Source organism: Hymenobacter cavernae, from assembly GCF_014641455.1.
In the GTDB taxonomy this organism is placed as follows: domain Bacteria; phylum Bacteroidota; class Bacteroidia; order Cytophagales; family Hymenobacteraceae; genus Hymenobacter; species Hymenobacter cavernae.
Map to the genome: position 1 here is coordinate 943,418 of NZ_BMHT01000001.1, position 11,926 is coordinate 955,343.

5 protein-coding genes are annotated in these 11,926 nt (G+C 57.9%); all 5 read left to right on the forward strand.

From position 1 onward, the window contains the following. The first annotated feature begins 242 nt into the window (after positions 1–242). The 5 genes from IEX74_RS03960 (at position 243) to IEX74_RS03980 (ending at position 11,925) form a co-directional block, all read left to right on the forward strand. A complete protein-coding gene (locus IEX74_RS03960; protein ID WP_229755105.1) occupies positions 243–3,413 on the forward strand; it encodes a SusC/RagA family TonB-linked outer membrane protein in 3,171 nt (1,056 codons plus the stop codon). 24 nt (positions 3,414–3,437) lie between these two features. Next, positions 3,438–5,354: a RagB/SusD family nutrient uptake outer membrane protein gene (locus IEX74_RS03965; protein WP_188811126.1), complete on the forward strand. Its 1,917-nt coding sequence runs from the start codon at positions 3,438–3,440 to the stop codon at positions 5,352–5,354. A 372-nt stretch (positions 5,355–5,726) separates the two neighbouring features. Continuing rightward, complete coding sequence (locus IEX74_RS03970; protein WP_188811128.1) at positions 5,727–8,852, forward strand: SusC/RagA family TonB-linked outer membrane protein; 3,126 nt, start codon at positions 5,727–5,729, stop codon at positions 8,850–8,852. Positions 8,853–8,888: 36 nt separating this feature from the next. Continuing rightward, positions 8,889–10,403 carry a RagB/SusD family nutrient uptake outer membrane protein gene (locus IEX74_RS03975; RefSeq protein WP_188811130.1) on the forward strand — a complete coding sequence of 505 codons (1,515 nt, stop codon included), beginning with the start codon at positions 8,889–8,891 and terminating at the stop codon, positions 10,401–10,403. Positions 10,404–10,515: 112 nt separating this feature from the next. Then, positions 10,516–11,925 (forward strand): glycoside hydrolase family 28 protein, encoded by a 1,410-nt coding sequence (locus IEX74_RS03980; RefSeq protein ID WP_188811132.1) that lies wholly within the window; start codon positions 10,516–10,518, stop codon positions 11,923–11,925. Position 11,926 lies beyond the last annotated feature (1 nt).

Here is an 11,926-nt window from a genome sequence, read left to right on the forward strand (position 1 = left end):
TGGCGGGTAAGAGGCTTCATGCTTTAGCTATTCTCGACAATTGCAGGAGAGTACGGGAGAGAAGCACTCTTTATAAAACTATTATTTGTGAAGAATAGATGAAGTTTTTGTATTTTCAATCACCTCTCCCTGTGCCCCTCTTTTTTTGTACTCTACACGTAGCGCGCATTCTTTTTAGCCCTTGTGCAAACGATTGCATACTCTCGGTACTCAGCTAATTCCTTCACCCAAACCTATTCATGATGATGCACAAAACTGTACGCAAATTGTGTCCGTACCTGGTGCTGCTGACGATCTGGCTGCTCGCTCAGCAGTCGGCTCAAGCCCAACGTACCGTTACGGGCAAAGTGGTAACTCTGGAAAGCAGTGAGCCGCTACCGGGCGTCACCGTGGTGTTAAAGAATACCACCGTAGGCACGGCTACCGACAACAACGGCAACTTCTCCCTGGATTTGCCTGGCAACGTTGGCACGCTGGTCTTTTCTTTTATTGGCTATGCAACGAAGGAAGTTCAACTCGCTGGCCAAAGTAACCTCACCGTTACCCTAGGTCAGGGCGCTAAGGCTCTGGACGAAGTTGTGGTAGTCGGCTACGGCACCCAGAAGAAAAGCGACGTGACCGGCGCCTTGTCGTCGGTGTCGGAAGGGCAGATTCAGCAGGTCACTACCCAAAACCTGACGCAGGCCCTACAAGGCCGGGCCGCCGGGGTTGATGTGGCGGGCGGGAACTTTCGCCCGGGCGAAGTGCCAGCCATTCGTATTCGGGGTAACCGCTCGGTGCGCGCTTCCAATGAGCCGCTCTATGTAGTTGATGGCATTCCGCTGGCGCCAGGCACCGGTCTTAACGACTTCAACCCGCAGGATATTCAGTCGGTGGAAGTGCTGAAGGATGCTTCAGCCACGGCCATCTACGGGTCGCGGGGAGCCAACGGTGTAATCCTGGTAACTACCAAGCGCGGCCAGGAAGGCAAGTTCAGCATCAACTACAACTCCTACGTGAGCCTGGACCAGGCCAACCGTAAGCTGAAGCTGTTTAATGGCGGCGAATTTTTGGAAGTGCAGCGCGAGTCATACCGCACCGGGGGCAACTACGCCACTCTCTACCCCGACCCGGCCCGCGACTACACTTTGTTTGGTGCCGATCCGAACGCCTGGGAAGGCATTGCTGACGGCTACGAGTGGACAGATCGGGCCAACCGGGTAGTAGCTACCCGCCCCACCACGCCGGAAGAGCGCGAGCGGTACGGCGCCAATGTTGCCCAAATTCCAATCTATGATCCGTCGAAAGTGCGCACGACCGATTGGCAGGACCTAGCCCTGCGTACGGCCGTTACCCAGAGCCACCAGTTGAGCGCCAGCGGCGGCACCGAGAAACTGCGGGCATCCATGTCGGTAGGCTACCTCAAGCAGCAAGGCATTCAGCGGGGCCAGGACTTCTCGCGCTATAACGCCCGCTTCACCGTCGACTACAAGTTCAACAAGGTTATTTCGTTGGGGGCCTCCACTAACGCCAGCCTAGGTATTCAAAACTACGGCCCCGATGTTTACGGCCGGGCCATTGGCCAGCTTCCGTATGCGACGCCGTACGCACCAGATGGTACCTTCATCGAAAACCCCGGCGCGGATCCGTTGATTTTCAACCCCTTGCGCGAGCCCGAAAACGCCTTCAACGAGCGGCGCTTCAACCGTATCTTCACCAGCTTGTACGCGGAAGTTAACATCGTGAAAGGCCTGCGCTACCGCATCAACGTGGGGCCCGACTTTCGCCAGAGCCGGACGGGTATCTTCCAGTCGCCGCGAGCGGTGGCTCGGGGTGGTGGCCAGGGAGCTACTTCCTTTGCCCAATACGACCAGAGCCAGAACTTTACGTATGTGGTCGAAAACCTACTGTTCTACGACAAGCAGTTTGGCAACGACCACAGCTTGGGCGTTACGGTACTGCAAAGCTCGCAGCAAGACCGCAACGAAAGCTCCTCGCTCAGCGCCAACAACCTCCCCTACGACAGCCAGAAATGGTACAACCTAGGTACTACCCGCAACGCGGCCGTGCAAGGGTTTGGCACCGGCTTCTCCCAACGTCGCCTGATGTCGTTCATGGGCCGGATCAACTACAATTTCCGCGACCGGTACGTGGTTACCCTAACAGGCCGGAGCGACGGCTCGTCGGTGCTGGCAGCTAGCAACAAGTACGCTTTCTTCCCGGCCGCAGCTGTGGCTTGGAAAATCCAGGAAGAACCGTTTCTGAAAGACGTAAGCGCTATTACCGAGCTTAAAATCCGCGGTGGCTATGGCCAGGTGGGGCAGGCTTCGGTAGACCCTTACACCTCTGGCGGCTCCCTGCAACAAGCCAACTACGTTTGGGGCGAAACACCTGCCTACGGCTATTCGCCCACGCCCGGTACGCTGCCGAACACCCTAGGTGGCATCCCGAACCCCGACCTAAAGTGGGAGCGTACCGCCACCACCAACATCGGTATCGACTTCGGTTTCCTGCGCAACCGTATCACGGGCTCGGTAGAGCTCTACCGCGCCAATACCACCGACCTGCTTTTGCCCCGCGCTCTACCCACGGCCGGCGGCTATGCTAACATTCTGCAAAACATCGGGGCCACCCGCAACACCGGCATCGAAGTTTCCTTGTCGACTACAAACATTGAGACGAAAAACTTCCGCTGGGGTACCGACTTCATTTTCACCAAAAACAAGGAGGAGTTCGTGAAGCTAGCCTCCGGTGCGCAGGATGACATCGGTAACCGTTGGTTTATCGGGCAGCCGCTGGGCGTGTACTACAGCTACCGCTACGCCGGTGTGTGGCAGTTGGATGAGGCCGACGCCGCTGCGAAGGTTAGCTCCAAGCCCGGCGAGCTGAAGGTGGTAGACACCAACGGCGACGGGCTGATCAATGCGAACGACTACGTAATTCTGGGCTCTAACCGCCCTAAGTGGTCAGGCAGCATTAACAACACATTATCCTACAAAGGCTTAGAGCTGAGCTTCCTGTTGTATGCCCGCGTGGGGCAGTACCTAGGTACCGGCTACCGCCCGGGCCTAGGTGGCCGCTATCCCGGCTGGGCCGTCGATTACTGGACGCCCTCCAACCCGACCAATGCTAACCCGCGCCCCGACCGCACCCAAGACACGGCCAAAAACAGCGAGGGTACATCTTTCCAGAGCGGCAGCTTCGCCCGCGTACGCAATATCTCGCTGACTTACACCTTCCCCAAGACCATCACCTCGAAGTTCAGCGGCAACCTGCTTAGCGTGTACGTCAACGCAGTAAACCCCTTCCTGTTCACGAACTACCAGGGGCTGGATCCCGAAGCTTCCGACATCGGCAGCACGAGCGGTGAGCTGGCCCAGGCCCGCAACCTAGCCACCCGCAGCTTGGTGTTTGGGGTACGCGTAGGATTTTAGTCTTCCTTTCTCTGATTTAACGACATGAAAATCAATTATAAACTACTGCTGGCTACGGTGGCTACTACCTTAGGCCTAGGTGTCAGCTCGTGCAAAGACTACTTGCAGGAAGAACTGGTAGGAACGCTTACCAACGACTACTTCAGCACGGAACAGGGCCTGGAAGACCTAGTACGGTCTAGCTACGAGCAAACTCGCTACAAATTCGCCCTGGAACACTCCTACGGCATGTTCAATTTTGGCGTGGATGAGTATACCAACGGCGACCAGTTCAATGCACTCTGGTGGAACACATACGACCCGCGCCTTAATGCCACCGACGGCTTCGTGGACGGCATCTGGACGGCCGATTACGACGGCATCAACCGCTGCAATATCGGCCTGGCCCGCATCCCGGCTATTCAGGGTACCTCTACCCTGCGCACCGAAGAGCAAAAGCGGCAGCGGATTGCCGAGCTGCGCTTCCTGCGGGGCTACTACTACTTCCAGCTCGTGCAGCAGTACGGGGCCATTCCGTTGGTGCTACAGCCCACGGAAGGCGTGCAGTTGGAATATACCCGCGCTGCCGTGCCCGACGTGTACAACGTTATTCTAGCCGATTTGCGGTTCGCTGCTACCAACCTAGCGCCTACCAACACCGACTTTGGCCGGGCTACGCAAGGAGCCGCCCAACACTACCTAGCCAAAGCCTATCTGACGCGGGGCAGCGCCGTGACGGAGCAGCGCGGCCAGAAACCCACTGACATCGACAGCGCTGCCTACTTCGCCGACCAGGTGATTACCGGTGGGCGCTATGCGTTAGAATCGGATTACGCCCGGCTGTTCGACATTTCCAGCTATGCCAACAGCTCGGCGGCCCAAAGCAGCCGGGAGATTATTTTCTCCGCGCAGTTCAACAACGTTATTGCGCTGGCGGGTCGCTTCGGCAACAGGGTTCACTCCTACTTCACGCTGCTGTACGACAACGAGCCTGGTATGACTCGCGACTTGCTTAACGACCGTCCCTTCCGCCGGTTGATGCCCACCAACTACGCTATGGACATCTTCGACCGCCGCAACGATTCGCGGTTTTATAAGATGATGAAAACGGCGTGGATTTCTAACAACGCAGCTACCATTACTCGGTGGACGGCCGCCAACGCTCCTACTCCGGCGCTCGTGAACCAGCCCCGCTTTACCGTGGGCGATACCGCCTTCTACGTCATCGTCAACACCCCCCAAACGGCCATTCCGCAGGCGCAGCTAGACCGCACGCGCTACCGGGTGTATGCCCGTTATTACCGGGATGCCAATAACGTAGTACGGCAGGCGTACAACCCCGCCAGCAGCGATGCCGGCCTACGGAGCAAGTACCCACAGCTAGTTAAGTACATCGACCCCTTCCGACAAAACCTCAACGAGGAATCGGGCACGAAGGATGGCATTCTGGCCCGCTATGCCGAAACGTATCTGATTGCGGCGGAAGCCTACGGCCGGAAGCAAAACTATGCCAAGGCCTTAGAATACATCAATGTAGTACGGCGCCGGGCCGCTTACAAAGTCGGGGAGGTTCGGCCATCGGTCAACTGGCGCGTTGAGGGCGGTACGCGAGGCGACGTGACCAGCTCGTTTGCTGCCATCGAAGCCAAACAGTCGGACTTCGAGAATAACTCTGCCCGCGAAATGTATCCGGCAGGAGTTAACTCAACGGCCCAGCGTTTCATTCACTTCATCCTGAACGAAAGAACCCGGGAACTGCTAGGAGAGCTGCACCGCTGGGAAGACCTAGCTCGCACTGAAACGCTGGTTTTGCGTGCTCGTGCCTTCAACCCCGATGCAGCGGGTATTCAGGATTTCCATCGCTTGCGCCCAATTCCGCAGACGCACCTGGAGCGCATCTTCCGCAACGGCAAGCCGCTGACGAACGAGGAGCGCCAGGCCGAGCAGAACCCTGGCTACTAAGCTAGGGTTCCGCCAGCGGCATTCGTTATCCCAAAGCCGGCTCAACCTAGGTTGAGCCGGCTTTGGCTTTTGATACACAGCGAGGTTAGCGGCTTTCTGCACTTAACAACGATCAGAAATAATTTAGAGCAGACAGGAGGGTGCGGGAGGGTTTCAGCACTAAGCTATCCGAATTTTATAGTACTAAATCAGGTGGGCAGAGTTCAATTTCGGGCGTGTTCCACTTGATCAGGTTGTCCATTCGCTTCTCTTTCCTGCTTACCTATTCGTCTTCCTTCACTTGGCCATCCCACACAATCGATTGCAGCTACAGCTCAACAATCGATTGCAGGCTACTCTCCTCACCTTATTATCTACCTAGCTCTCAAACTCATGCAACAACCCCTACCAAGACTATCCCAATTGGTGGTGCTGACGGCCGTTTTTCTGCTCTCGGTGCAGGCCGCACTGGCGCAGGCCGTTACGGGCAAAGTAACCGCCACCGACAATAAAGAAGGCTTGCCTGGCGTGACGGTTGTGCTGAAAGGCACCACCATCGGGGCGGGCACCGGTCCCGACGGCACGTTTAAGCTCGACGTTCCGAACCGTACCGGTACGCTGGTGTTTTCTTTCGTGGGCTACCTCACCAAAGAGGTGCCCATCAATGGCAAGTCCCAAATTGACGTTCTCCTCTCTTCCGATACCAAAGCCCTTGATGAGGTAGTGGTAGTCGGCTACGGCACCCAGAAAGCCGGCAACGTGACCGGCGCAGTAGCCGGCGTGACGGCCAAGGAGATTGAGGAGCGCCCCATCAACCGCATTGAAAATGCTTTGGCCGGCCAGATGCCCGGTGTGACGGTGCAGACGACCACCGGCGAGCCGGGCGCCGACCTCACCATTCGGGTGCGGGGCACGGGCTCCATCAACGCCTCCAACGAGCCGCTGTACGTAGTCGACGGTGTGCCGGTAGACAACCTGCGCGGCATCAACCCGACCGACGTAGCCAATATTGAAGTACTGAAAGATGCCTCATCGGCCGCTATCTACGGTTCGCGTGGTTCCAACGGCGTGGTGCTCGTGACCACCAAGCGTGGCAAGAAAGGCAAGCCGCAGCTTCAGTTCTCGGGCTTCACGGGTATCCAAACCCTGGAGCGCCGCCTCAACATGATGTCGCCGGAAGAGTGGATTCAGCAGCGCAAAGAAGGTATCGACGAAGCCTGGGTGAACCGCGGCAAAACCACCGCCGTCAACAAGCCCTACCAAGCCTCCGACCCCATGAGCTACCGGGCCGCCGAGCTAGGTACGACGCTGAGCACCCCGAATGCCACCTACATGTACGACCCCTTGTGGCAGTACGGCTCCGACAGCCTGGCCTACACCGACTGGCAGGACGCTTTCTTCCGCAAAGCTATCATGCAGCAGTACCAGCTCGGCGTTTCGGGTGGTACCGATGATTTCAACTACAACGTGAACGGCTCTTACCTGAACCAGGACGGTATTGCCGTGGGCACGACCCTGAGCCGCGCTACGCTGCGCGCTAACTTCGACGCCCGTATTCGCAAAGGCGTGAAGCTGACCATGACGCTGGCCCCCAGCACCGAGTGGTCGAGCCTAGGTCGGGTGGATGGCAAAGACGCGCAGGCTATGAACGCTGTTCAGATGCCGCCGGTTGGCCCCAAGAAGGCCGGCGAGCTGGTAGGCGCTGACCCTTACTCGGCGTATGGCTGGTCGGGCCGCTACATCAGCCCCATTGCCGTGATGGAGCGCTCCACCTTCAAGACCACCCGCACGCGCCTGAACGCCAATATGGGCCTGAACGTCGATGTGACGAAAGGCCTGCAGCTGCAATTGCTGGGCGCGATGGACAACAACTACAACCTCGACAACCAGTTTACGCCCACCAACGCCACCCGCGACTGGGCAACGGCCGGCGCTGCTGGCGCCGCGAGCCGCTCGGTGCGCAACCAGGATTATGGCACCCGTTACCTGGCCCAAGGTGTGCTGAACTACACCCGCCAGATTGGCAAGCACAACATCAGCGCCTTGGTAGGCTACTCCAACGAATGGACGCGGCAGGATCGGAGCCAGCAGGTAGCCACGAAGCTGCCCAACGACTGGACGTATCTGTTTAACAGCTCCAACTCCACCACGACAACCAACACCACGGTTCCGTACACCACCAAGCTGATTTCCTACTTCGGCCGCGTGCAGTACAACTACAAAGAGAAGTACCTGCTAGCAGCTAGCTTGCGCCGCGACGGTTCTTCCAAGTTTGGCGTCAACTCGCACTGGGGCTACTTCCCGGCGGCTTCCGTGGGCTGGCGCGTATCGGACGAGGAGTTCATGAAGGGCATCACCTTTATGAGCGACCTGAAGTTCCGGGCCAGCTACGGCGTGACGGGCAACAACCGCATTCCCGACAACGTGCAGTACGGCCTTCTGAACCCGGCCAACTACTCGACCAACGGCACTGCCGTAACCGGCTACGGCCCGGCCAACTACGCCAACCCCGACCTGAGCTGGGAGCAAAGCAACAGCTACAACGTGGGCTTCGACTTTGCCGTGCTGAATAACCGCCTGCAAGTAACCGCCGACGCGTACACCCGCAAAACCACTCGCCTGCTGCTTCAGGCGCCGCAATCGGCCCTAACCGGCTTCAACAGCAGCTGGCAGAACATTGGCAACGTGAATAATAAGGGCCTTGAGCTAGGTTTGAACTCGCGCAACCTGATCGGCGCCTTTGCCTGGAATACGTCATTCAACGTATCGTATAACCGCAACAAGGTGCTGGCCCTTGCCGGCAACAACACCCCGATTCCGACCGGCTACGACAACCTGACTTCGATCATCCAGGTTGGGCAGCCGATTAACGCGTTCCTGCTGTATGATGTGATTGGCGTGTACAAGGATCAGGCGGATGTGGATGCCAACCCGCACATGACCAAAACCGCCCCCGGCGACTCGAAGTACCGCGATGTGAACGGCGACGGGGTGATTGACAACTACGACCGCACGATTGTCGGCAACCCCCAGCCCAAGTTCATCTTCGGTATCACGAACAGCTTCACCTACAAGAACTTCGACTTGTCTATGCTGATCAACGCGCAGCAGGGCGGGCAGATCTATTCCATGATCGGCCGTTCCATCGACCGCCCCGGCATGGGATACCTCTACAACAAGCTGGACCGGTGGGCAAACCGCTGGAAGTCGGTGGATGACACCGGCGACGGTATGACCCCGAGCATCAACGCTACCACGGGCGCCTACTATGACACCCGCTGGCTGTACAGCTCCGACTACATCCGCATCAAGAACATTACCCTAGGTTACAACATCCCCAGCACCCGGTTCTACAACCGTGCCCGCGTCTACCTGGCCATTGAAAACGCTTATATCTGGCACAAATACTACGGCGGCTTCACGCCGGAAGCCGTGAACAGCAGCGGACAGGGCGCTTATGATTACGGCGGATATCCGCAGGCCCGCACCTATACGTTCGGTTTCAACCTGACGCTGTAATCATCTTATTCAACTATCAGACAAAGACTTGCTACGATGAAATCGTTTAAAGCTTTTACATACGCCACCCTGCTGAGCCTAGGTAGCCTGACGATGTTCTCCTGCGAGGACTCGCTCAATATCAGTCCCGAAGCGCACAACAGCATCGAGGACTTCTACAAGACGGAAACCGACGTCAACCAGGGTGTTATTGCCATCTACAGCAACCTGCTGACGCTGCCCACCAACTCCCACTGGAACATGTCGGAGATGCGCGCCGACAACGTGGTGGTAAACACCGCCCTGAACGTGCAGCGCGATTACGCCGACATCAACGGGTTCCTGGCGACTTCTCAAACCGGACAGTTCCAATCGACGTGGTCGAACCTGTACCAGATTGTGTACCGCGCCAACACGGTGCTCGACCGCATCACGCCTTTCACCTTTGCCCGCGTGCCGCAGTTCCAGGGTGAAGCTAGGTTCCTGCGTGCCCTGGCCTACTTCGACCTGGTGCGCTACTGGGGCGACGTGCCGATTGTGAACAAGCCCGTGACCATCACGGAGGCTAAAAACACGCCCCGCTCGTCGGTTGCTGATGTGTATGCCTTCATCGTTGAGGACCTGAAATTCGCGGTCGATAACCTACCCGATGCCTATACCGGAACGGCCGCTGGCGACAAAGGCCGCGCTACCAAGTGGGCCGCCAAAGCCCTGCTTGGCAAAGTGTATCTGACTATGTATGGCTACCCGCTGAAGCAGGCTGATAAGCTAGCTTTGGCCAAGCAGCAGCTCGGCGACGTGGTAGCGGCAGAGGGATCTGTCAGCGTACCAAGGATTGCCGCCAACTACCCGGATATCTTCAAGACGGCCAACGACAACTCCTACAACATCTTCGAGGTTCAGTATATCTCCGGTACGGGTGGCCTGGGCAGCCAGGTTCCTTCCGACCAAGCGTTTCAGTTCCCGTCGCAGTGGTCGGCCTACCAACCTTTCGGCCCCGATGCGACGATCAACCCGAACTTATATACAGGTCCTCTATGGCCAAAGGCTGACACGCGTAAGGCAGCAACCCTTGATTCTAGCTACGTCGACACCAAGACTAACGCCAGATCAGGCCGCAGCCAGTTTACCAAGTTCCTGGAAAAAGGCACCACCGCTCCTACCGGTCAGCGCGACTACCCGAACAACTTCCCCATCATTCGGGTGGAAGACGTGCTGCTGATGTACGCCGAAGTGCTGAACGAAGAAGCCGGTGGGCAGGTGCCCGCTCAGGCCCTGTCCATCCTCAACCGCATCCGGACCCGCGCCAAGGTGCCCGCCTTGGCATCCATGTCGAAAGAGGATTTCCGCCTGGCGCTGGAGCGTGAGCGGCGCTGGGAGTTTGCCGCTGAAGGCATCCGCTGGCACGATCTGGTGCGCACGGGCCGCGCGATTCCCGTCATGAACCAGTTCATCAAAGACAACGGCATCAAGCTCACTCGCCAGCTCGATGAGCATGACCTGCTCTATCCGATTCCGTTGCAGGAACTTCAGATTAACCCTGGCTTCTGGCAACAGAACGCTGGCTACTAAGGCTAACAGTGCAACGGGCAGTTCTGACGAACTGCCCGTTGTTTTTCAATTGCTTCTAGTCTTTGTCGCCTCGCTCCTACCCTAGCTTTTCTCTTACCTGATCATTTACCGCATGCCGCTGCTCTTTTCGTTTCTCTTACTACTTCTTACCTGGCTAAGCACCTTCGTTCAGCCCGCCGACTCGCCGGCCTGGGTCAAGCAAGTGGGCGCCAAAACAACGCCGACCAGCAAAGCCATTTTCCCGGTTGGCAAATACAAAGCCGTCGGCGACGGCAAAACGCTGAACACGCAAGCCATTCAGGCGGCCATTGATGCGGCCGCGAAGAAGGGCGGCATCGTCACCTTCGAACCGGGGCAATATGTTACCGGGTCGCTGTTCCTGAAGAAAGGCGTCACGCTGCAAATCGATAAAGGCGTGACCATCCTAGGTAGCGAGAACCTCAAAGACTACCCCGAAATCCAGACCCGCGTGGCCGGTATCGAGATGAAGTGGCCCGCGGCCCTGCTCAATATTCTGGATCAGGATAACGTCGCCATCACCGGACAGGGCACCGTGGATGGGCAAGGCAAGGTGTTCTGGGATGCGTATTGGGCATTGCGCAAAGAATATGAGCCGAAGGGCCTGCGCTGGATTGTCGACTATGATGCCAAGCGCCCGCGCACTTTGCTCGTTTCCAATGCCAGCAACGTCACGCTCAAGGGCATTACGCTGCAACGCGCCGGCTTCTGGACGGTACACATTCTGTACTCCAAAAACGTGACGGCCGACGGGCTCACCATCCGCAACAACATCGGCGGGCACGGACCTAGCACCGACGGCATCGACATCGACTCCAGCTCCTACGTGCTGGTGCAGAACTGCGACATCGACTGCAACGACGACAACTTCTGCCTTAAATCGGGCCGCGACTGGGACGGCCTGCGCGTGAATCGCCCCACCGAGTACGTCGTCATCCGCGACTGTGTGGCGGGCGCCGGTGCGGGCCTGGTTACCTGCGGCAGCGAGACTTCCGGCGGCATTCGCCACATTTTCGCGCACAATCTCAAGGCCAAAGGCACCTCGGCCGGGCTGCGCATTAAGTCGGCCCTCACGCGCGGCGGCACCGTGGAAGATATTGTGTTTGAGGACGTAGCAATGGATGGCGTGGGCTCGGCGGTAGAAGTCGAAATGAACTGGAACCCGAGCTACAGCTACTCCGAGCTGCCCGCCGGCTACTCCCTCGACACGGCCCCGCCCTACTGGAAAACCATGCTGATGAAGGTGGAGCCCGAGCGTGGCCTGCCGCACTACCGCAATGTGCGCGTGGCGCGGCTCAAGGTGCAGAATGCCAAGATCGGCATCCGGGCTGTCGGTCTGCCCAACTCCATCCTCGAAAACTTCTCCTTCGACGACCTAGCTATTACGGCCAACAAAGCGGGCACCATCAACTACACCAAAGGCTGGACGCTTAAAAACATCGACATCAAATCGGCCGACGGCGCGCCCGTCGCCATCCAGAACAGCGCGGAGCTAAAGCAGTAGC

Coding starts and splice junctions, on each gene's coding strand:
- IEX74_RS03965 (WP_188811126.1), top strand. CDS start 3,438: ATGAAAATCAATTATAAACTACTGCTGGCTACGGTGGCTACTACCTTA.
- IEX74_RS03975 (WP_188811130.1), top strand. CDS start 8,889: ATGAAATCGTTTAAAGCTTTTACATACGCCACCCTGCTGAGCCTAGGT.
- IEX74_RS03980 (WP_188811132.1), top strand. CDS start 10,516: ATGCCGCTGCTCTTTTCGTTTCTCTTACTACTTCTTACCTGGCTAAGC.
- IEX74_RS03970 (WP_188811128.1), top strand. CDS start 5,727: ATGCAACAACCCCTACCAAGACTATCCCAATTGGTGGTGCTGACGGCC.
- IEX74_RS03960 (WP_229755105.1), top strand. CDS start 243: ATGATGCACAAAACTGTACGCAAATTGTGTCCGTACCTGGTGCTGCTG.